This window comes from Limosilactobacillus mucosae DSM 13345, from assembly GCF_001436025.1.
GTDB classification, from domain to species: domain Bacteria; phylum Bacillota; class Bacilli; order Lactobacillales; family Lactobacillaceae; genus Limosilactobacillus; species Limosilactobacillus mucosae.
Window position 1 is genome coordinate 61,848 of sequence record NZ_AZEQ01000013.1, and the last position, 20,701, is coordinate 82,548.

At 46.5% G+C, this 20,701-nt stretch carries 19 protein-coding genes; 16 read left to right on the forward strand and 3 right to left on the reverse strand.

Annotated elements, in window-relative coordinates; translation table 11 throughout:
- Positions 1–103: 103 nt before the first annotated feature.
- On the forward strand, positions 104–310 hold the full coding sequence (locus FC47_RS06875) for a hypothetical protein (protein WP_006500124.1): 207 nt from the start codon (positions 104–106) through the stop codon (positions 308–310).
- 59 nt (positions 311–369) lie between these two features.
- On the opposite strand, the gene FC47_RS06880 is transcribed toward FC47_RS06875, so the two are convergent.
- Positions 370–1,236: an NAD(P)H-hydrate dehydratase gene (locus tag FC47_RS06880; RefSeq protein WP_048345284.1), complete on the reverse strand. Its 867-nt coding sequence runs from the start codon at positions 1,234–1,236 to the stop codon at positions 370–372.
- 115 nt (positions 1,237–1,351) lie between these two features.
- Here FC47_RS06880 and pepV point away from each other — a divergent pair, with 115 nt between their 5' ends.
- From pepV to FC47_RS06900, 4 genes are all read left to right on the forward strand, one after another.
- Positions 1,352–2,752 carry a dipeptidase PepV gene (gene pepV, locus FC47_RS06885; RefSeq protein ID WP_006500122.1) on the forward strand — a complete coding sequence of 467 codons (1,401 nt, stop codon included), beginning with the start codon at positions 1,352–1,354 and terminating at the stop codon, positions 2,750–2,752.
- A gap of 100 nt (positions 2,753–2,852) precedes the next feature.
- Positions 2,853–3,353 (forward strand): universal stress protein, encoded by a 501-nt coding sequence (locus tag FC47_RS06890; RefSeq protein WP_006500121.1) that lies wholly within the window; start codon positions 2,853–2,855, stop codon positions 3,351–3,353.
- Positions 3,354–3,808: 455 nt separating this feature from the next.
- Positions 3,809–5,194 carry a L,D-transpeptidase family protein gene (locus FC47_RS06895; protein WP_056968475.1) on the forward strand — a complete coding sequence of 462 codons (1,386 nt, stop codon included), beginning with the start codon at positions 3,809–3,811 and terminating at the stop codon, positions 5,192–5,194.
- A 219-nt stretch (positions 5,195–5,413) separates the two neighbouring features.
- On the forward strand, positions 5,414–6,613 hold the full coding sequence (locus FC47_RS06900; RefSeq protein ID WP_056968476.1) for a glycoside hydrolase family 73 protein: 1,200 nt from the start codon (positions 5,414–5,416) through the stop codon (positions 6,611–6,613).
- 99 nt (positions 6,614–6,712) lie between these two features.
- Here FC47_RS06900 and FC47_RS06905 read toward each other — a convergent pair whose 3' ends face one another.
- Positions 6,713–7,345, reverse strand: a complete 633-nt coding sequence (locus FC47_RS06905) for a deoxynucleoside kinase (RefSeq protein ID WP_056968477.1) — start codon at positions 7,343–7,345, stop codon at positions 6,713–6,715.
- Between the two features lie 211 nt (positions 7,346–7,556).
- On the opposite strand from FC47_RS06905, the gene FC47_RS06910 reads away from it, so the two are divergent.
- The 9 genes from FC47_RS06910 (at position 7,557) to FC47_RS06950 (ending at position 18,433) form a co-directional block, all read left to right on the forward strand.
- The gene (locus FC47_RS06910) at positions 7,557–8,165 is read left to right on the forward strand and encodes a hypothetical protein (RefSeq protein WP_006500117.1); all 609 of its coding nucleotides are present in this window, start codon (positions 7,557–7,559) and stop codon (positions 8,163–8,165) included.
- Positions 8,166–8,269: 104 nt separating this feature from the next.
- Entirely contained in the window at positions 8,270–9,277 is a 1,008-nt protein-coding gene (gene rbsR / locus FC47_RS06915) for a ribose utilization transcriptional repressor RbsR (RefSeq protein WP_045025307.1), read from the forward strand.
- A 118-nt stretch (positions 9,278–9,395) separates the two neighbouring features.
- Positions 9,396–10,316 carry a ribokinase gene (gene rbsK, locus FC47_RS06920; protein WP_033934494.1) on the forward strand — a complete coding sequence of 307 codons (921 nt, stop codon included), beginning with the start codon at positions 9,396–9,398 and terminating at the stop codon, positions 10,314–10,316.
- 105 nt (positions 10,317–10,421) lie between these two features.
- A complete protein-coding gene (gene gtfA, locus FC47_RS06925; protein ID WP_056968478.1) occupies positions 10,422–11,957 on the forward strand; it encodes an accessory Sec system glycosyltransferase GtfA in 1,536 nt (511 codons plus the stop codon).
- Positions 11,954–13,282, forward strand: a complete 1,329-nt coding sequence (gtfB, locus tag FC47_RS06930; protein ID WP_056968479.1) for an accessory Sec system glycosylation chaperone GtfB — start codon at positions 11,954–11,956, stop codon at positions 13,280–13,282. Before gtfA ends, gtfB begins: the two co-directional genes overlap by 4 nt.
- Before the next feature lie 23 nt (positions 13,283–13,305).
- Positions 13,306–13,986 carry a CPBP family intramembrane glutamic endopeptidase gene (locus FC47_RS06935; protein WP_056968480.1) on the forward strand — a complete coding sequence of 227 codons (681 nt, stop codon included), beginning with the start codon at positions 13,306–13,308 and terminating at the stop codon, positions 13,984–13,986.
- Positions 13,987–14,819: 833 nt separating this feature from the next.
- Entirely contained in the window at positions 14,820–15,992 is a 1,173-nt protein-coding gene (locus FC47_RS06940; RefSeq protein ID WP_006500111.1) for an MFS transporter, read from the forward strand.
- 420 nt (positions 15,993–16,412) lie between these two features.
- On the forward strand, positions 16,413–17,729 hold the full coding sequence (locus tag FC47_RS06945; protein WP_033934490.1) for an MFS transporter: 1,317 nt from the start codon (positions 16,413–16,415) through the stop codon (positions 17,727–17,729).
- A gap of 98 nt (positions 17,730–17,827) precedes the next feature.
- On the forward strand, positions 17,828–18,433 hold the full coding sequence (locus FC47_RS06950; protein ID WP_056968481.1) for a hypothetical protein: 606 nt from the start codon (positions 17,828–17,830) through the stop codon (positions 18,431–18,433).
- A gap of 63 nt (positions 18,434–18,496) precedes the next feature.
- Here FC47_RS06950 and FC47_RS06955 read toward each other — a convergent pair whose 3' ends face one another.
- Positions 18,497–19,105 carry a cadmium resistance transporter gene (locus tag FC47_RS06955; protein WP_033934488.1) on the reverse strand — a complete coding sequence of 203 codons (609 nt, stop codon included), beginning with the start codon at positions 19,103–19,105 and terminating at the stop codon, positions 18,497–18,499.
- Positions 19,106–19,301: 196 nt separating this feature from the next.
- Between FC47_RS06955 and FC47_RS11030 the strand changes: the two genes are divergently transcribed.
- Both FC47_RS11030 and FC47_RS06960 read left to right on the forward strand, forming a co-directional pair.
- Positions 19,302–19,430 carry a hypothetical protein gene (locus tag FC47_RS11030; protein WP_258442827.1) on the forward strand — a complete coding sequence of 43 codons (129 nt, stop codon included), beginning with the start codon at positions 19,302–19,304 and terminating at the stop codon, positions 19,428–19,430.
- A 225-nt stretch (positions 19,431–19,655) separates the two neighbouring features.
- The gene (locus FC47_RS06960) at positions 19,656–20,411 is read left to right on the forward strand and encodes an NADPH-dependent oxidoreductase (RefSeq protein ID WP_006500105.1); all 756 of its coding nucleotides are present in this window, start codon (positions 19,656–19,658) and stop codon (positions 20,409–20,411) included.
- Positions 20,412–20,701: the final 290 nt, after the last annotated feature.

Below are 20,701 nucleotides of genomic sequence, written 5' to 3' on the forward strand. Positions count from 1 at the left end.
TTTACTGCCAAGATTGTTGGTCAAAAAAGGTCAAAATATTTAACAAGATGATTGAGACGTGCTAAAACGTAGTCGTAAACAAGAAAGGAAGGCTGATTTTATTATGGAAATCAAAGAAACTACGATTAACCAGATGAAGAAGTCTCATTTCGACGTTACGGACACTGACAACCATGAAGTCGATCTAACCAAACTGGCTGAACAGCCGCAAGACGCCAAGCTGGAACTGCGCGCCAAGGGTCAGATCGTTCAGGATAATCTGACGCCCAAGCAGATTAGTATAGCGGTCAATGACTTATTTGCCGCTTAAGCAATCAAATTCGACCATCAAAAAACCATGACGCTCAGGAGACGTCATGGTTTTATTGTTTAGTCCATAAATCCAATATGCGTTTTGGAATCCTGCGCGGCAACCTTTTTCATAAAGGCAGGCAGGGCATGACTGATTTGGTGAGGCAAAACGATGTATTGATTTTCCGCGATCTGATCAGCCACGGCACTATGCGCGTAAACGGCGGCCAATACCGCGTCCAAACCGGCATCCTTGAATTCAGCCGTAAACGAGCCGACCATTCCGGCCAGCGTATCGCCCATCCCACCGACAGCCTGCGCGGCAGAACCGATTGGCAGCTTAAAGACCTGGTCATCATGATAGATTTCGGTATGGTGCTTTTTCAAGACAACGGTCGCATTCAGCTTTTGAACGGCTTTTTGATTGTTTTCAACGGACTGATCGGCAATCTTGATTCCTGAAAGCCGCTGCCATTCCATTTGATGTGGCGTGTAGATGACACTGATCTGGCAGGCTGGCTGTTTCAGATTTTCCCGGGCCATCAAGGTGATTGCTGAGCCGTCAATTACCAAGGTCTGACCATCGTGCACGTATTCAAAAACGTTTTTAAGAATGTGCAGGCTTTGCGCGTTATCGCCTAGACCAGGGCCAACGACCACCGTATCGGCCGCTACGATCAGGTCGCCAACCAGCTGATCGTCATTAAAATCGGCAAACATGGCTTCTGGCAGCTGAGCATGCAGAGCTGCCGAGTTGGCTGGGTCGGTCGCAGCCGTAACCAAACCAGTCCCGCCATAGACTGCTGCGGTTGCGGCCATGATGATGGCACCACCGAAATTCTCGTTGCCGCCGACCAGCACGATCTTGCCAAAAGTTCCTTTAAAGCTTTCCTGTGGGCGGGCTTTAATGACTTTTTGCAGAATTGACTCATCCAAGTTTTGCATATTTGATACTCCCTTTATTTAATCCAATAAAATCCACTGACGATTGATCCGTAAATCAACCCAAATAATGTTATCATTAAATCTAGGAATTTGACTAACATTGGAGGTTTTTTTTATGACGGATTGGTTAAAAGCCGCACAATCTCAAAAAGAAGAATATCTTAACGATTTGACCACGCTGATCAAGATTCCCAGCGTGCGCAATGATGATGAAGCCACACCGGAATATCCGCTTGGCCCTGCCCCAGCCCAGGCATTGAAAGCTTTCTTGGAAATGGCTGAGCAGGATGGCTTCCGCGTTAAAAATATCGATAACGTGGCTGGCTTTGCCGAATGGGGTGAAGGCGACGAGACCTTGGCAATTCTGGCCCACCTGGATGTCATGCCGGCAGGAAAAGGCTGGGAGACCGATCCATTTAACCCAGTGATCAAGGACGGCAATCTGTATGGCCGCGGCGTTTCCGATGACAAGGGCCCGGGAATGGCTGCCTACTATGCCTTAAAGTACTTGAAGGATCATGGTGCCGTCTTTAAGCAGAAGGTACGCTTTATCGTTGGTACCGATGAAGAAAACGACTGGACAGGAATGAAGCGCTACTTTGAAGTGGAGCCGGCGCCGACCTATGGCTTCTCGCCAGACGCTGAATTTCCGCTGATCAATGGTGAAAAAGGACAGGTTTCACTGCTCTTGGATATTGATGGCGGCAATGAAGGCGAAGTAGTCTTAAAGCACTTTGATTCTGGTCTGCGCTTTAACATGGTGCCGCGCGATGCTGAAGCCACGATTGAAGCCGTGGACAATGAGGCCGTGGCGACTGCGTTTACCGATTTCTTGGATGAGAATCCGATTACCGGGAGCATTGAAAGCGATGCTGACGGAATTAAATTAACCGTGGTTGGCAAGGCTGCTCATGGAATGGAACCTGAAAAAGGCATCAATGCCGGGACCTATCTGGCAACGTTTTTAAAGCAGTTTGATATTCGGGGGCATGCTGGCGACTTTATCGACTTTTTGGCCAGCTATCTGCATCTGGATACGCGCGTCAATCATTTCAATGCCGCCTTTGCCACGGATAAAATGGGCGAGATGACGATGAATGCCGGCATCTTGAAGTTTGATCAGCAGGCTGGCGGACACATTGATATGAACTTCCGCTATCCAGAGGGAATCACGGCTGACGAGATCTTAAACCGCATCAAGCCGGTCGCAGCTGATCACAATTTTGCCATTTCACGCGCTCAAGGTGAGGTGCCGCATTATGTTGACGCCGATGATCCAATCGTTACCACGCTCCTCAAGGCCTACGTTGACCAGACTGGCGATCAGACTGCCCAAGCTGAAGTCGTTGGCGGTGGTACTTACGGTCGCTTGATGAGTCGTGGGGTAGCATTTGGTGCTTTGATGCCGGATACGCCAAACACGATGCATCAGCCAAATGAATTTCAGCCGGTTGATGATCTGATCAAGTCAATGGCCATCTATATGCAGGCAATCCACGACCTAGTAGTTGAATAAAGAAAACATATTGTTCAAGAAACCGTTTTCGTGGTAAAATAATAACAAGGAAAACCAATGTAGATTTTCTTAATAAGGTTGTTTTCTGGAGGTGGCAATAATGAGTGAATACAAGAACTTGTTAGTTGGTGTTGATGGCTCCGAACAATCCAAGATGGCGGTTCAAAAAGCTATCGACATTGCTAAGCGCAATAACGCCAAGCTGCATCTGTTGAGCATCGTCAACGGTGAACGCTATCCAAACACGAGCACGGTTGGCTATGGATTCGTTGATCGTGACATCTACAAGAAAGCTACGGATGAAATGACCAAGGAACTGGCCGAGATGAAGAAGAAGGCCGAAGCTGCTGGGGTCAGTGATGTCGTAACTGATGTCAAGATCGGCAACGCCAAGATGGAACTGACGGAAGGATATGCCAAAGAACATGATGTTGACCTGATCTTGGTTGGGGCCACGGGCTTGAACATGATTGGTCGGATGATCGTTGGTTCTACGGCTGCTTACGTAATTCGTCAAGCCGACTGTGACGTCATGGTTATTAAGACCGATGAAAACAATAAGAAACTCAACGTTAAAATGGAAAGCTATCCAGAAATCTAATAGCTGACCATTTGAAAGCTGATTTTTCAAAATAGCTAGGATCTGGCAGCTGATCTGCCAGGTCCTTTTTATTTGCATGATAAAACTGAACTAGCCCAGGCTGCGATAAGGTTCTCAGTAACTGCGGCTTTCTTAGGAAACAGCGTGCCAGGGTGTTTGCTCACCAGCCATCGACTTTAGCTGCTGGTAGCTGACAGGCCATAGTCAGGTGAGCTTCGGTGACTGTGTAGTGAATACTGATGGGATTAATGAATCCGATCGTATCAAAACACTATTTAGGCAACTGCAAAAATTAACAGACGGCTGTTGGTTGATGGCATCCAGACGTTTTAGACTACTGGGGTTGCCACTGTTTATCAATGAATGATTGGCTGGCTGAAATTATAATATCTTTCAATTTGGGAATGTTATATAATTGGCGTTGCACAAGGTTAAGGGTAAGGGAGTTGAGGAATATGAACTCGCGCACGAAAATGTCTTTGGGCATTATCGCAACGCTGCTGGTCATCGTGATTGGCGTGATGACCTGGCATCAAAGAACTCATTTTAATAAGAATACAACCATCAATGGCGTGGCCGTAGGGGGCTTAACCGCGCAGCAGGCTTATGACAAAGTGGCCAAGACCAAGCTGACCAACGAAGTAAAGCTGGATGGCAAGGTGATCTATCAAGGCCAATCCAGCAGCGCGGGATTTACCAAGAGTGATCTGAGCAAATTCCAAACGGCCCTAAAAAAACAAGTCACGTTCTTTCCTTCCAGCAAGGCCAAGAATGTCAAGGTTGTCCCAAGTCATGTCGATAAGACGCGGATTGCAGCAATGCGGGCAGCTTTAAAGGCCAATATCGAAAAAGAAAATGCTGGTCGCAAGGCGCCGGTTGATGCCAAAGCGGTTTTGGCAAATGGCAAAGTCACGATCAAGCCGGCCCAAAAAGGCAATCGTTATGATACCGAAGCGCTTTTAAAAGACTTTGATCAAAATGCAGCCAACGTTAAGATCGTGCTGCATAAGCAATATCAACATCCATTGGCAGCCAGCAGCAAAACGGTTAAGCAGGAAGCCGTCAAGTTAAGGGCACTGCTTAATCAAAAGCTGACTTATCAAGTCGAAAACAAGACCTACACTTTAACGACCAATGATATTATTACCAAAGCTACGTATCTGAATCACCAATATCAATTTGATACCACAGCGCTAGACAAGCTGGTCAAAAAGGTGAACAAGAATCAATCGACTCTGGATAAGAGCTTTACGTTTACCACGCACAGCGGCAAGCAGATCAAAACAGCGACGGGCGGTTCATATGGCTGGCGGCTTAGTGAGACTAAAGCAGCGGCTACTTTAACCAAGGCCTTGATCAACCATCAGACCAGCGTCAATGCCAAAAACGACGTCTATGGAGTTGGCTATAATACTGGCGGCATTGGTTATGGCACGACATCAAACCATGGTATCGGTAATACCTACGCAGAAGTCTCGATTTCCGACCAGCACGTTTGGTTTTACAAGGACGGCAAATGCGTTTTTGATGCCAGCGTGGTTACTGGTAAACATAGCAGTGGCGATGATACGCCTAAGGGAGTCTGGTACATTATGTACAAGCAGCGAAACACTACTTTACGAGGTACCAGCGACAACGGTTCAGCTTATGCTTCGCCAGTCAGCTATTGGGCACCGTTTACCGATAGTGGCTGTGGATTTCATGATGCCAGCTGGCGAACGGACTGGTCAAGCACGGCTTATCTGAACAACGGTTCCAACGGCTGTGTCAATATGCATACCAGTGACGCGGGAACGGCATATGATTCATTGAGTCAATATGAACCGGTAATCGTTTATTAGCTTTGATGATACCGTGTCCAATTAAAATAACGGACTTTAGGAGTCAATTTAATTAAAAACCGTACTGTCTCAAGCTTTTTCTGAGCCTAAGACAGTGCGGTTGTTTTATTTTGCTAATTAATTTCAGCCTGGCTCAAGCAATTGAGGCAGGTTTTTTAGTGCCAATCAGTGTTTTTTGACATATGGAATATCAGGAGCAAAAGAAAGGATGATTTAACTATGATCAAAAAACAAATCTGGCTGACGAGTCTGGTAACGATGACGATGGTTTTACAGCTGATGGCACCGGTTTTGGCAGCCCAGACAGCAGTAGGCAATGAGCCGAATGGAGCTGATTTTAAGGCTCAGCTGCCTGCGGTCATTAATTCTTCAAGTGATGGCAGCATAGGGGATGACTTTAAAAACAACTGGCTGGCAAAATATCAAACTGCCTATCAGCAGGGATTACAGGATGCCATGGCCGACAAGCCGCAGCTGCCGCCTGATCAAGAACCGATTAAAACGGCTTATTGTCAAGGCTTTAAAGATGGCAGCCAGCTGGCCTTGGAGCACGCTGATTGGCTAAAGCGCGTGCAGGAATCGCAGCAAAATGTCGTACCAGTCTTGAATGATCAGACAGCCGCGGACCACGGTGCTGATAACAATGAATCAGCAGGCAATGAACAGGAAGCTGATCAAGACAATGCTCAGCTGTCATCTGATCAGGCAACCAGTGAAGTGCCAAGCGCAAATCAGCATTACGCGCCGCTTTGTCCGACCAGGGATCAGGCTCGGTTTATCGCGCATCTGGGACCAATCGCGCAAAAAGTTGGCCAAAACCATGATCTTTATGCTTCGGTTCTGATTGCACAGGCTGCCTTGGAAAGCAATTGGGGAACCAGCGAGTTAAGCCGAGTTCATCATAATCTATTCGGCATCAAGGGAACCTGGCATGGTCATGGCGTTTCAATGATGACGCAGGAATGCCTCAGTGGTAAGCCAGCCATCGTCACAGGGACCTTTAAGAGCTATACCGATGAAAAAGCGTCGTTAAGCGATTATGCTGCCGTTTTGGATCAGCCGATGTATGCTGGTGCTCATCGCAGCAATGCACCTACCTATCGATCGGCAACCGGTTTTTTAAAGGGTCGCTATGCTACGGATCCTAAGTATGACCAAAAGCTGAATCAACTGATTGAAGCCTATCAGCTGACGCGTTTTGATCGTCCAGTCAATCAAGCAGCCAATTCGTCGCTTAGTCGCCCAGGAACGGATCAACGTCATCAGCAGCATCAAACGGCTGCCTTGGTTGAATCAAGGAGACCCACGCAAAAAAAGCAGCCGCAAAAAGCCGTTCATCAGCATACCTGGCTGCCGGTTGCCAGCGGGATCGGCAGTGTCGGCATTTTAGCGGTGCTGCGGCGAATGTATCTAAAATAAAAACCACCGTGTAGTCAGGCGACTCCAACGATGGTTTCATTAATCTGCTGGCTGATCGGTAATGCCAAGTCAATCAGCGGTTTAAATGCAGCGATTGATTTAGCGAATCTGGGCCAGCCGCTCGTCAATCATCCCCAGAACAGTGGCAACGTTTTGCGGATCTTCCAGGTCGTATTTATCCAGATCGATCTTCATCTTAGGACTGGCATCGTATTCTTGATACCAGTCTTGATAGGCGCTCCACATTTTGTAGTAGTAGTCCTTAAGCTCAGGGTTGTTGTCGATCTGTTCATAGTCGCGGCCCCGTTTTTTGATTCGGTAGAGAATGGTCTCAAAAGAAGTTTCTGAATAAACCATCAAATCAGGCGCTTTTTTAGGCAGCTTGTTCAAATCGTTCATCATATTGTCAAGCAGCTTTAGGTAAACGTCCAGCTCCGTATCAGAGATGTTGCCTTCCGCGTTGTTTTCCTTGGTAAACAACGCGTCTTCATAGATTGAGCGATCCAGCACGTTGTTGTCATCGCTTAATGCCTGCTTGATCATGGAAAACCGCTTGTTTAAAAAGTAGATCTGCAACAGGAAGCCATACTGTTTCGGATCCTTGTAGTAAAGCGGCAATACCGGATTTTCGCCCACCGGTTCAAAAAAGGCTTTCGTGTGTAGGTGATCGGCAATCTTAGCTGTAAGCGTTGTTTTGCCGACCCCAATCATTCCTGCTGTAATAATCACCATGTTGGCCCCTCTTTACATAAAAATTCAACTTGACCATCTTACTACAAAATATAGTGCCTGCCCATAAAATAAATCCATATTTTGTGGACAACTGACAGACAAGGCGAGTCAACAAGGCATCATCTGGGCAATTGAGCGCATCAAAAAAAATTTGCCGTTTACATTTGAAACAGGCAAAATAAAAATAGCAATTTTTGAGAGGACGTTAAAAATGATTGAACACATGAATGAGCCACAGATTCGCGAGCAATTGACAATCAGCCAGCAGCAGGGAACCTTAGTTGAGGTATATAACTTTGCCGATGACGATACCTTTAACGTTGGATTCGTGATTGCCATGGATCCGCTGTTCGTTTTACTGATGACTTTGGATTGGGACTGCAAGATCAATGGCTTGACGCTGGTCCGCATTAAAAGCATTCATGCCGTTAGAAGCCAGACTGACTATTTGACGACCTGTTCTTATAAAAGCAAGGTAGCTCAAGAATATGGGTATTTTGATATTTTTGGCCTGCAGCGTTTTTTGCGTGAGCATGATTTTAGCCACGTCAACTTGCTGAACACGCTTTTGAAAGATTCCATTGACCATGAGCTGCCGGTGGTGATTGGTACGCAAAAATACAAGGGCCGCGATGACTTTGAGGGAATGGTACATGAATTGACGCACATCGGCTTGACGCTGCATTATTATAACGAGCATGACCTTTCATCGCTTTGGACCTATGATATTTTACTGGCCCAGATTGACTATCTGCGGGTACGTGGTTTTCAGGCTATGCAGACCAAGGCGATTATGGAAGGCGTTTTTCACCAAAATTAAAAAAATTATTGGTTTATTACAATTATTTAAAGGTCAGCAGGTAAATATGTGGTAAACTGATCCGTAAATAGGTTTACTAATGAAACAAGAGGAAAGCACACATTATGAAACACAAAGTAACAATTCGCGATCTGGCAAAGGCTGCTGGGGTTTCGGTCACGACGGTATCGCAGATTTTAAACGGCAAGGGGCAGCGCTTCAGCCAAGCTACACAGCAGCGAGTCTTGGAACTGCGCGATCAGATGAATTACGTTCCTGATTTTAATGCGCGCAATCTGATCATGCGCTCTTCTAAAACGATTGGCGTCTTGGTACCTAACATTGGCAATCCATTTTTTAGTACGTTCATTCGCGGTGTGCAGGAAGCAGCTCGTCAAGCCGAGTTTATGCCGCTGATTTTTAGTGCCAACCATGAGGAAAAACTGGAACGCTACTATCTTGGCCGCTTGATTGAACGGGCTGTTGATGGCTTGATTATTGCCAGTTCTTCGATTACGACCGACACGATTGAACAGCTGTTAAAGCCAAATGATATTCCGTATCTGTTGTTCGACCAAAACGAGGCCAATGGTGGGGACCGACTTTTGATCGACGACTATCAAGGCGGCTATCTGGCAGCTGAGCATCTGGCTGGTCTGGGACATCAGCATGTGGTCAGCATCATGCCGGAAAACATGACTGACAACTTGAATCACCGGCTGCGGGGCTTGATTGACGGCCTGCGTAAGCACCATGTTGATTTTAACGAGCAGACCGACGTGATTTATGGCGAGCTGACCAAGCATGGCGGCTATTCGTGTACTAAGGGCGTGTTGGAAGAGCATCCGACGGCAGTTTTTGCGGCCAACGATGAAATGGCGATCGGGCTTTACCGTGGCTTGGCCGAAAATGGCGTCAGCGTGCCAGACGATATTTCAGTAGTGGGTTTTGACGACATTGACCTGGCTGAATACGTCACGCCAAAACTAACAACGATTCAGCAGCCGATCCGCGAAATCGGCGAACAGGCTACCAAGATGCTGTTTAATCGGATTCAAAACCCAGATACGGCCATTCAGACTTCCTACTTCGGCGTTAAGCTGGTTGTCAGAGATAGTACCAAGCAGGCATAGACTTGTTTGCACATAAGCTGATATGCTAAAATAGTGTAGTTAAGAAATACTGATTTAATCACACATAAAAGCATTTACTAATTTGCTGAGTGCATCAAAACGCAAAGGAGACTTTGAAATGACGAATAAAGTTACGGTCGTTGGTAGTCTGAACGTTGATACGACGCTGCGAATCAAGCGGATGCCATTGCCTGGCGAAACGCTGTCATCCGAAAGCAAGAGCAGTGCCGCTGGTGGCAAGGGGGCCAATCAGGCAGTTGCTGCGGCGCGTGCTGGTGCAGATACCAAGTTTGTTGGCCGGGTTGGCAATGATCAAGCAGGTCAGTTTATGATTGACTCATTAAGCGAAAATCATATCGACACGCGCTACATTACCAAAGATGAGCATGCCGGAACTGGCTCGGCCACGATTCTGCTCGATGACAATGGCCAAAACAGTATTTTGGTTTATGGCGGGGCTAACCAGTGCGTTTCCCCAGCTGATGTTGATAATGCCCAAGCTGCCATTGCAAACGCCGATTTTGTGATCGCGCAGTTTGAAACGCCGCAGGAAACGACGCTGGAAGCATTCAAACTGGCTAAGCAGCATGGCGTTAAGACGATTCTGAATCCGGCACCGGCGGCCAAGATCGACCCTGAAATCTTGAAGGTTACGGATCTGATTATTCCAAACGAAACCGAATGTGCCACGCTGACCAACGTTATCATTGCAGACGAGACTTCAATGCTTGAAGCTGCTGGTCACTTTGCACAGATGGGGGTCAAGAACCTGATCATTACGGTCGGCAGCAAGGGTGCTTTCTACTGCACGCAAAACGGCTATGACTTTGTGCCAGCCTTTAAGGTACACGCGGTTGACACGACGGCAGCTGGCGATACGTTTATTGGTGCCTTGAGTTCTCAATTAAAGCCTGACATGAGCAACATCAAAGAAGCATTGATCTTTGCTCAGCGGGCCAGCTCAATTACGGTTCAGCGGATGGGAGCTTTACCATCAATCCCAACGCTGGCAGAAATTGAAGCCGCCAGTCAAAACTAGTCAAAAATCAGTTTTTTTGGCGTTACCGATGATAAAAAGCGAGATCAACGTCTTTGATGACTTGATCTCGCTTTTATTAAGCGTTTGGAAAAGAAGGTCTTAAAAATGACAGTCTATAATGTAAATCTGGGGATTGGCTGGGCCAGCAGCGGGGTTGAGTACGCACAGGCCTACCGATCTAAAGTGTTTTCCCGCATGCAGATTCCGACAAAGTTTATTTTTTCCGATTTGATTTTAGCTGATAATATTGCTGAGTTGACGCGCAATCTGGGTTTTCATGATCAAGACGTAATCTGGCTCTATAATTTTTTTACCGATATCAAGATCGCGCCCACGACCTATCCGCTAAACGAGTTTAAGCGCGCACAGCATTTTGCGGAGCGCAATGTTGAAGCTACCGTACAGAATTTCGCGGATGGCAAGCAGGTAGTCCACTACTGGCTGCCCGACGAAAACCTAAGAATCAATGTCCGTATCTATGATCTGGCAACGCAGGCCATTGACTACGCCGAATACGTGGTTGACTCCCAGATGGTACGGCGAGAATTTTATTCATACATAAGATACGTAACTGAATACCTCAGCGCCGGCAATCATGTCTATGCTCGCGACTTTTATAATGAGGATGGCTCGATTGCCTATCATCAATATGTTAATGGCACCAACGAGGTCTTTGAGCTGAAAGACCAGATCTTTTATTCTAAAACGGCTCTGTATGCTGAAATGATTCGCCGTTTAAAGCTTACTGCTCAGGATCTGGTTATCTTGGATCGTGAAGACGGGCGCGGACTGGTCAGCGGTCAGTTGTGGTATCAGATGCATTCGCCGGCAAAACTTGGCGTTGTAGTGCATGCCGAGCATTATGATGAGCATTATACCAACCAGACGAATATTTTATGGAACAACTATTACGAGTACCAGTTTACGCATGCCGATCAGACCGACTGTTTTATCGTCTCAACGCCAGCGCAAAAACGCGTCCTGGCTGCTCAGATGAAAAAGTATCAGCATCAAGTACCGCAAATTGCCGCGATTCCGGTGGGCAGTCTGACGAAACTGATGCCGATGCCATACGAGAAACGGCGCCGGCATTCGTTGATCACGGCTTCGCGCCTGGCCAGCGAAAAACATGTTGATTGGCTGATCAAGGCTGTCGTGCAGGCTAAACGAGCAATTCAAGACGTTTCTTTGGATATTTATGGTCAAGGCGCACAGAACACCAGTCTGCAGCGCTTGATTGATGAGCTGCAGGCCAATGAATACGTTCACTTAAAAGGACAACAGAATCTAACCGCGATCTATCAGCACTATGCTGGTTATATTGCGGCTTCAACCAGCGAGGGATTTGGCTTGAGCTTGATGGAAGCCGTGGGATCGGGTCTGCCGATGATTGGCTTTGACGTTCCATATGGCAATCAGACGTTTATTGATCCAGATCAAAACGGCTATCGGCTGCCATATCAAGCAGATTGGTCAGAGGAACGCAAGGTAAGGGAACTGGCGAACGCGATTGTCAGCCTCTTTAGCGATGATCAGCGGGCAGCTGGTTTTAGTCAGCACTCTTATGAACTGGCCCAACCATATCTGGATGAAAAGATCGCTCAAAAATGGCGCGTACTGGTAAACGAGGTGGCAAAATGATAAATCTGTTTGATAAATGGGATCAGGCCGCGCGCGATTTCAGACTGGCCCAGCTGATTGCGCAATTAAAGCTTCCCACGGTGGTAATTCATGATGATGGCTTTTTACCGCGCAAAGTTCAATCGCCGCTGCAGTACTATTGTCCGCGTTCAGACGAAGGTCAGCCGCTTTATTTTGATAAGATTCCGGTGCCTCGTTTTTGGCGAATCGTTGGCAGCAGCAGGGGCGCGCAGATTTATGATCTGAATCATAAACGCGCGGACGTTGTTTTTACCAAAAATGACAATACGCGGCAGGTCAAGCAGGTACGCTGGCTAAATGAGAGCGGTCAGCTGCAGTGGGTCGATGAGTATGATCGCTTTGGTCATTTGTTTGCCAAAACCAGCTGGGCAGATAATCGGGCCTGGCTGAAGCAATTTTTTGACGAGCAGGGCCAGGTAGTAATCGAATCGCACCTGGACAATGGCAGCCTGTTTTTGAATACTCGTCAGGAACGTCGTCATTTTAAGAGTCTGCCGGATTTTGTCAGCAGCTATCTGCAAAAGAGCGGCCTGAATCTGGACCGGATTTTTTATAATACGCTAAGCACCAGTTTTCTAACGACGCTAAAGCTGCCTAAATCGGGTCATGATACGTTGTTTTGGCATGAACCGGTGCAAAATAAACTACCGGGCAATCTTGACTACATCTATCAAAATGAAACGCGGACGCGGCATGTGATTGTTCAGGATTATCGCGTCTGGCAGAATCGGCAAAAGCTTTTTAAAACCAATCAGCATGTGGCGACCGACTATTTGGGCATCGTCTATCCGCATCCACGGGGAAACTCGCTGCGGCCCGCGATTCTGATCTTGACCAATTCAGACCAGATCATGCAGCTAGAAAACCTGGTAAAGATTTTGCCGCAGTTTGAGTTTCATATTGCAGCGATAACTGAGATGTCCGATCGCTTAATGGGGATGCAAAAGTACGAAAACGTCTATCTATATCCAGTCGTTAAGATGGATACGGCCCGCAATCTGATGAGAAAATGCGATATCTATCTGGATATCAACCAAGGCGATGAGATCTTGGATGCCGTGCGGGCGGCGTTTGAAAATAACATGCTGATTCTGGGATTTAATGAAACAATGCATGAGCCGCGCCTGATTGCGGATGAAAATCGCTATGCCGCGGCTGAATTTGATAAAATGGCTATTAAGATCGTCCAGGCAGTCTCGCAGGCCGATGAAATGCAGCGCTTGATCGACACGCAGCGCCAGCAAGCCGGTGATGAGCCGGTTGCCCGTTTTCAAGCTGGGATCGAGGCCCTGATCAACGATTGAAAAACCAATAAGGAAGTGACAGCATGCCGACTGACAGACGACCAAGCTTTCCCCGCGCTCTACTGATTTTTTCGGCGTTTTGTATTTTGATTCTGATGCCGCCAGAAGCCTCGCGCAATATTACCGAGCATCCCCGACTGACGATTCTTTGGGTGATTTTGTATCTAGGATTTTTTGGACTGATTATTGTCTGGGGACAAAGACTGTATCGTCGCTATGACCATTTTAATCATCGCTCGCAAAGTTTTTTTGCCCATGCCAAAACGATTCTTGGCGGCTATATGGCAATTGTAGCTGGTGAGATCGTTTTGGGTAATCTCAACCGGCTGATCTATCATCAAGTGCAGACAGCCAATAATCAAGCCATCATTGACACCATGAGCGGCAGCCCGATCGTCAGTGTCCTGGTCTGTTTTTCAGCCGTGTGCTTGACGCCGTTTGCCGAAGAACTGATTTTTCGCGGTCTGTTTATGAATCTGTTTTTTAACGCTCGCGATTTTTGGCTGCCGATTCTGCTGTCAGGGCTGGTTTTTACGCTGGTCCATGCCAGCAGCAACATTATCAGTTATCTGATCTATTTTTATATGGGCTGCGTACTGGCTTACGTTTACCGCTCTACGGGTAATCTGACCAATTCAATCGGGATTCATCTAATCAATAATCTGGTGTCCATCCTTTTAATTCTGCCAGCGGTGATCAAATAGCAGTTTGATTATAATCGGCAGATAAAATTATTTTCAGCGAATCCTTGCAACCGCTTACAGAATGTGGTATATTATAGGCGTGGAAGGATAAGAGATATATTCAGCGAAGCGCGTGATGCGGTTTCGACTGAAGCTGGTGGCTGAAGTCATCGAGTAGGCCTAGAAGCAGCGTAAGAGTGACCAGAAGCATCGGATTGTAATTGTGTGGTTACCAGCGTGCGCCAGTACTAAATAAAAATAATGCAGCTTTGCGGAAGATTGAATCAAAAATGTGTTTAAGTTAAGTATGAAAATTATATGCTTGGCGCAAAGTAGCAGATTCCTTCCCAAAGTGGCTCGTCTCAATTAAGAGGCGGGCCTTTTTGGTTGGAGTTAAATATCGGTTGTTTTAGCAAGTCACTGGGACCGATGCGCAGATCAGCCAACCGCAATTTCGGTGAAAAATGGTCGGCTGATTTTTGGTGGGGGATTGCTGAACCACCATGCGGCAAAGTGCTCAACGGGAAGCACTATTCATAAAAAGCTGAATAAAATATTTGAAAAAAAACTCATTACCTACTTTTAGCAAAAAAGCGATGCATAGTAGGTAAAAATCGGTCAACTTAATTTTCTTCACAAGATCCGCCAGCTGATTCGATAGGACCCATCATCATGTGAACCTTAGCAGTCAACGAAGCAGAGCGGCTGCGTTCAAGGCCTTGATTTTATTAAAATTATCCTGATGCAAAATATAGTTGGCTTTTTTGAAAACAGTTCTTGAAAATCATTATGAAAGCAAGTAAACTAGCCATTGCTGTGTTTTTTAGAATACCGAAGTCGGTGAAGGGGGTCAAATGACTAAATATCGCTTACAATCGCTGCTGTTTGTCTTTGTAGCATTTATGCTGGGCTGTAATGAATATATGATTGTGGGGGTCTTGCCCGATATTGCAAAAGAATTTCATGCCTCGCTTTCATCACTTGGCTATACCGTTACTCTGTTTGCACTGATCTATGCCATCTCGACACCAATCGTCACGACATTAGCGAGCCGCTTTAATCGCTATCATGTGCTCTTGGTCTTACTGCTGATCTTTTTTATCGGCAATACCTGGACGGCGCTGGCAACGGGATTCTGGTCATTGATGGGTTCGAGAGTGCTTACGGCGACGGTAGCAGGGGCTATTATCTCGTTAGTACTGGTCATGGCCAACTATATTGCACCGCGCGATAAACGGGCCAGCCTGGTCTCGTGGGTATTTGCTGGTTTTAGCATTGCTTCGATTATCGGGGTGCCGATTGGAACGACGATCAGCACGACTTTTTCGTGGCATGACAGTTTTTGGATGATTACCTGGCTGACGATTCTGACCTTTGTTATGCTGGCTTGGCTGGCCCCTCGCGATACGCCACAGGTTCGAGGCAGTCTGCGCTCACAGTTCAGTCTGTTTCGCGATTCGCGGGTTTTGATGGGAGTTGCGTTTATCGTTTTGGTATGTGCTGCTGACTATACTTTTTACACCTATGTACGACCGCTGTTTACCAATATGATGGACTTTGATAATACTTGGCTGAACTGGCTTTTATTTGGTATGGGGATCTTCTTTATGTTTGGCAACAAGTTTGGCGGCTACTTGGCTGATCATCGTGGCATCCAGTCATTACCTAAGATCTATGTTTTAATGACGCTTTGTCTGGCAGGGTTGGCACCAAGTTTTCAGTATCGCTGGCTGGGCGTGGCTCTGATTGCCATGCTTTGCGTGATGGTGGCCTGTTATGGATCGTCAACGCAGCTGATGTTTTTAGACATTGCCGAAAAAGACTATCCACAGTCGCTTGATCTGGCATCTTCTTTAAACTCGATCTTTGCCAATATCGGCATCTCGCTGGGATCGTTTACGGCTGCCGAAACGGTGCATTATCTGTCTTTAGGAAGCGTTGGCTACGTGGCTGCCGTCTATGGCTTGCTGACGGTACTGGTGATTACTGGTTTGAGTCGGCGCTATCGCAATGCGTATCCATATTGAAGTTGAATCTGAAGGCCGGCATGAGAAATCAGTCGGTTTTTTATTTTGCCGGAGTTTAGATTAAAACTATCACATTATTTTTTAATTTTATAATTGACATCTAATAAAGTGCATGGTAAATTTAGAACATCAAAACAGAGGAGGCAGAAAATGATGTTTGCTGAAAAGACCAGTCAATTGTCCAATATTATTATTATTCGCATTATTAGCTAGGTGATGCGGATCTTTTGACGTGTTCGCATCACCGCCCTCGATGATGCGAACGGTTCAGCAAATGGTTGTCTGCCAGCAGCTGACTGTTCATGAAACAGTCGGCTGCTTTTATTTAGGGGTGATTTTTATGGAAAGCGACATTAGCGACATTAAGAAGCCAAGCTGCAGAAATACGATCTTACAAATTAAAAACACAGGAGGATGGCTATGGAAAACGCAACAGAACGAATGACAGTGAATAACGAAAAACTGGAACGCGACCCGGTTAAAACGGTAATTTTGGCATCTATGATGGGGACAGCTATTGAATTTTTTGACTTTTATGCATACGGGACGGCTTCGGCAGCCTATTTTCCTAAGGTATTCTTTCCCCAGATGACGCCATTATTAGCCACGCTGCTGAGTCTCTTGACGTTTGGGGTTGCCTTTGTCGCGCGTCCGGTTGGCTCATTTGTCTTTGGTCATTTTGGTGATCGGCTGGGTCGTAAAAAGACGCTGGTCGTATCGCTTTTGGTAATGGGGGTTGCCACGGTGGCGATCGGCTTTATTCCCGGCTATCAAAGCATCGGGGTTGGCGGCGCGTTGCTGCTTTGCCTTTGCCGCTTTGTTCAAGGAATCGGCCTGGGCGGCGAATGGTCCGGTGCCGTTTTGGTTGCTACGGAAAACGCGCCGGCTGACAAACGGGCACTTTATGGAGCTTTCCCTGAAGTCGGAGCACCAATCGGTTTCTTTATCTGCAATGGTTTGTTCTATGTCTTGGAAAAAATGCTGACCCCAGCCCAGATGATGAGCTTTGGCTGGCGGGTACCTTTCTGGGCCTCGTCCGTCTTGGTCGTAATCGGTCTTTACGTTCGGCATCGTCTGCAGGAAACGCCATTGTTTAAGCTGGCCCAGGAACGCGACAACACGACGCGTTCGCCTTTAAAAGTAGTCTTTAAGGAAAACTGGCGTGAGATCTTAAAAGGGACCTTCTTGATGGGTGCCACCTACGCAATGTTCTTTACGCTGACGACCTGGTCACTTTCATTTGCCACGACGGCACTGGGCTTTAGTCATTCTGAGTTCTTACTGCTGTTGATGGCAGCTATCGTTGAATTTGCCGTATTGATCATGACAACCTCGGTTCTGGCGGACAAGGTTGGACGCAAGAAAGTTTTGATGACGGCTTCGGTCGCATTGGTCGTCTTCTCATTGGTCTTCCCATACTTTTTGGAAGGTCAGCACAACATGGTCGGCATGCTGCTGTTCTTAGGCTTGGGCTTTGTAGTAATGGGCACGCTGTATGGCCCGGTTGGCGCGGTTTTGCCAGAGCTTTTCCCAACTAAGGTTCGCTATTCCGGTGCCGGCATCACCTACAATCTGGCCGCTGTGGTTGGGGCAGCCGTAGCACCAACGATCACGACTTGGCTAATTGCTGCGTTTGGCCTGCACTATGCTGGGATGTACATGTTTGTCTTGGCAGTAGTTTCGGTAGTTGCCTGGGTATTAACGCCAGAAACCAAGAATGTCGATTACACGAAATAATGCTTTAATGAAGTCTGCAATGAAAAATGCATCGTCGAAAATGACGGTGCATTTTTATGTTAAGCTAAAAGAATCAAATCTAGTTAAGGAAGAATTTTATGAACAACTGGCAGACATTTTATTCGGCAAGCGAGCAGGCCATTATTTTAGCAAAGCATCAGCGCGGGATCGGTTTCCCGGCAGAACTGTACCAACGGGCGCTCAAGGCTGGTAAATCAATTCCTCACTATCAGCGCATCGTAGCTTGTCAACAGGCACAGCTGCCGCTTTTAACTGAAGATATTCAGAATCTGACGGCTGTGATCAATCACCAGCCGCTTTCAAATCCAGTTTCTGGTTCAGCTAAGCAGCATCAGCGCGCCAAGTCGAAAAAGCAGCAGCCCATGACTACAAGACCACATGAAAAAAATTGGTCAAAAATGCGCACCAAGTCTAAAAAACAGCGGCCAGTGAATGCCAATATAGATACAAAAACCAGCGCTAAAAAACAGCTGCAGACTATGCTGAAGCGTTACGATGGTCTGGTGGCCAGCGCAGAAGAAATCGGCGTAATGCAGTTTGAAAAACACCGCCGCTACCGCAATCGCGCCTTTGAGGTACTTAATGATCCGGATGCAACACCAGCATCCATGCATCGTCAGGCAAACTATCTGGAAGGACAGATTCAGCGCTTGAAAGAACGCATGCAGCAGCGAATGTTTTAGCTCTAGTTATCTATTAAAAATGAAAGGCATGCTACCGATTTCAAATCGGGGCATGCCTTTTAGTCAGCTAAAATATGCTAATAAATGAGTTAACGTGCCGCATTCATAAAGAAGATAGCCGCCAAGGCCAAGATAGACCAGTGCGCTGAGTTGATTGCCATGTTTTTCTAAAATGTCAGCTACTACTGGAAGATGAACCAAACTCATCGCAAAGCAAAATACAATAATCAGCATTAAAGCAAAGATCAGTAGGGTAACGTAGATTTCTTCAAGAGTTGTCATGGCAGCAAATAGTGGTGTATAGATACCAAGATTATCGGCACTGCATGACGTAACCGTAAGCAGAGCCACGTAACTGCTTAGTTTGAAGCCAGTTAAGCCAGCTTGAATGTTTTGATCGTCGTCCTCATTGGAAAAAAGCAGTCGGCAGCCAAAATACAGCGGAATGATGCCTAAAAGGCCCAACATCCATTCTGCAGGTACGGTATGCAGAATTAGTCCTAAAATCAAAGAACAGCTTACCAAAATGATAATTCCAATCACATTGCCAATCAGGATATAGCGGTATTTTTTAGGCGCCTTGCTTTGCGCAAAAAAAGCCATTAAGAAGCCAAGATAGTCCAGGTTAGTCGAAAGATAGGCAGTTACAGCCGAAATAATCGTGTTAAGCATGAAAAACTTCCTTGTAGATTAATAAATGAGTTGTTTTAGCCAGTTTTGATAGTCACGGTTGGTTGGCCAATGCTGACAATGATAAACGAGTCGATAATTGTAGTCAATGACGCTTGTCGAGAACTAAGTCGATTGACTGAGGGGTGGGCGAGCCTGGCTGATTGGTGTTGCTAGGGCACGGTTGATGGGATTTGGCATGAGCAAGACCATGCATGGAAGCGTCAGTACAGAGGAGATGGTCATTGGGCTGGCTTGCGGCTGTATCGACCTGCTGATCTGCGTGCTGGATTATCCAGTCTATCTTTACGTCAGCAAGAAGCAGTAAATTTAGCCAATGATTTTGGTACATGGGGATGTTATCCAGAAGGCTGATTAGCGATTCAACATGAGAACTGAACTCTATGTTGATGAAGAACAAGGCGGCGAAAAGTTTACGACTTTATAAGTTAAGGTTAAAAATGTGATTGAGTTAGGCGAAAATTGCTGCTTGAACAATGACTGGATTGGCGTTAAAGTATAAAGAATCTCTTACAAAAAGGAAGTCGAAAGCATGCTTCACAACTTTACTATCGATCATCAATTAAATCACCGCACGATTCGTAAATTCAAAGATCAGCCGCTTACAGAGGAACAGTTGACAACGCTGTTTGAAGTTGCACGGCAGACCTCCAGCAGCGAGTTTCTACAGCAGATGACGATCATTCGCGTAACCGATCCGCAAAAACGGGCCGCGATTCGTGCCGTCAGTACCCAGCCATATGTTGGGGCGGAAGGCGAATTGCTGATGTTTATCACTGATCTGCATCGTAATGAGCTGATCCGGCACCATCAAGGAAATCTTGACGATCGTCGCATTGAAAAAACCGAGATGTTTCTGCAGGCCTATGAAGATACCGTCCTAGCCGTGCAAAACGTTTTGAATGCCGCGGAAAGCATGGGGTTGGGCGGTGTGATTCTGGGGTCGATTCAAAATGAGCCTGCTAAGATCATCAAGACGCTGCATCTGCCTAAGCATACTTTTCCAACCTTGGGGCTGCAGCTGGGCGTACCGGATCAAAAACCGCAGCTGAAACCTCGATTGCCATTGGACAAGATCGTTTTTGAAAATGAGTATCAAGATATTGATCCGGCCAGCTTAAAAGACTATGACCAAATCGTAAATACCTATTATGATCTGCGGGATGCCAATCGACGCATCGACACGTTTACTGATCAGGTCAACGGTCCCAAGCTCAATGGCACGCCTCAGGTTCGCGATCAGATTGCTCAAGTCCTCCACGATCAAAAACTGTGCCTGGACTTATAAAATATCCTGGCTTCGTTGAAAATGACTGATTAATTCGTTATGATCAAACTATAAGGTGGTGGTCAGATGCCTGAATGGTTTGAAAAGACAATGCGGATTATCGTTTTAGGAATCTTTGTTTTTGGCATTATCTGGTTTGGCTATCTGATTTTACTGAAGGTCAGTGGTCAATGACCAGCACGCTTAAAAAGCGACCGGCAGCAGTGCTGATCGCTTTTTTGACGACTATATAATAAAAAAACAGCCGTATATCAACGACTGTTTAAGCAATGCCCCAGACAGGATTCGAA

What these genes read in the sequence shown, in the direction of transcription:
- FC47_RS06875 (WP_006500124.1), top strand. Translation starts at nt 104, where the DNA reads ATGGAAATCAAAGAAACTACGATTAACCAGATGAAGAAGTCTCATTTC.
- FC47_RS06880 (WP_048345284.1), bottom strand. Translation starts at nt 1,236, where the DNA reads ATGCAAAACTTGGATGAGTCAATTCTGCAAAAAGTCATTAAAGCCCGC.
- pepV (WP_006500122.1), top strand. Translation starts at nt 1,352, where the DNA reads ATGACGGATTGGTTAAAAGCCGCACAATCTCAAAAAGAAGAATATCTT.
- FC47_RS06890 (WP_006500121.1), top strand. Translation starts at nt 2,853, where the DNA reads ATGAGTGAATACAAGAACTTGTTAGTTGGTGTTGATGGCTCCGAACAA.
- FC47_RS06895 (WP_056968475.1), top strand. Translation starts at nt 3,809, where the DNA reads ATGAACTCGCGCACGAAAATGTCTTTGGGCATTATCGCAACGCTGCTG.
- FC47_RS06900 (WP_056968476.1), top strand. Translation starts at nt 5,414, where the DNA reads ATGATCAAAAAACAAATCTGGCTGACGAGTCTGGTAACGATGACGATG.
- FC47_RS06905 (WP_056968477.1), bottom strand. Translation starts at nt 7,345, where the DNA reads ATGGTGATTATTACAGCAGGAATGATTGGGGTCGGCAAAACAACGCTT.
- FC47_RS06910 (WP_006500117.1), top strand. Translation starts at nt 7,557, where the DNA reads ATGATTGAACACATGAATGAGCCACAGATTCGCGAGCAATTGACAATC.
- rbsR (WP_045025307.1), top strand. Translation starts at nt 8,270, where the DNA reads ATGAAACACAAAGTAACAATTCGCGATCTGGCAAAGGCTGCTGGGGTT.
- rbsK (WP_033934494.1), top strand. Translation starts at nt 9,396, where the DNA reads ATGACGAATAAAGTTACGGTCGTTGGTAGTCTGAACGTTGATACGACG.
- gtfA (WP_056968478.1), top strand. Translation starts at nt 10,422, where the DNA reads ATGACAGTCTATAATGTAAATCTGGGGATTGGCTGGGCCAGCAGCGGG.
- gtfB (WP_056968479.1), top strand. Translation starts at nt 11,954, where the DNA reads ATGATAAATCTGTTTGATAAATGGGATCAGGCCGCGCGCGATTTCAGA.
- FC47_RS06935 (WP_056968480.1), top strand. Translation starts at nt 13,306, where the DNA reads ATGCCGACTGACAGACGACCAAGCTTTCCCCGCGCTCTACTGATTTTT.
- FC47_RS06940 (WP_006500111.1), top strand. Translation starts at nt 14,820, where the DNA reads ATGACTAAATATCGCTTACAATCGCTGCTGTTTGTCTTTGTAGCATTT.
- FC47_RS06945 (WP_033934490.1), top strand. Translation starts at nt 16,413, where the DNA reads ATGGAAAACGCAACAGAACGAATGACAGTGAATAACGAAAAACTGGAA.
- FC47_RS06950 (WP_056968481.1), top strand. Translation starts at nt 17,828, where the DNA reads ATGAACAACTGGCAGACATTTTATTCGGCAAGCGAGCAGGCCATTATT.
- FC47_RS06955 (WP_033934488.1), bottom strand. Translation starts at nt 19,105, where the DNA reads ATGCTTAACACGATTATTTCGGCTGTAACTGCCTATCTTTCGACTAAC.
- FC47_RS11030 (WP_258442827.1), top strand. Translation starts at nt 19,302, where the DNA reads ATGAGCAAGACCATGCATGGAAGCGTCAGTACAGAGGAGATGGTCATT.
- FC47_RS06960 (WP_006500105.1), top strand. Translation starts at nt 19,656, where the DNA reads ATGCTTCACAACTTTACTATCGATCATCAATTAAATCACCGCACGATT.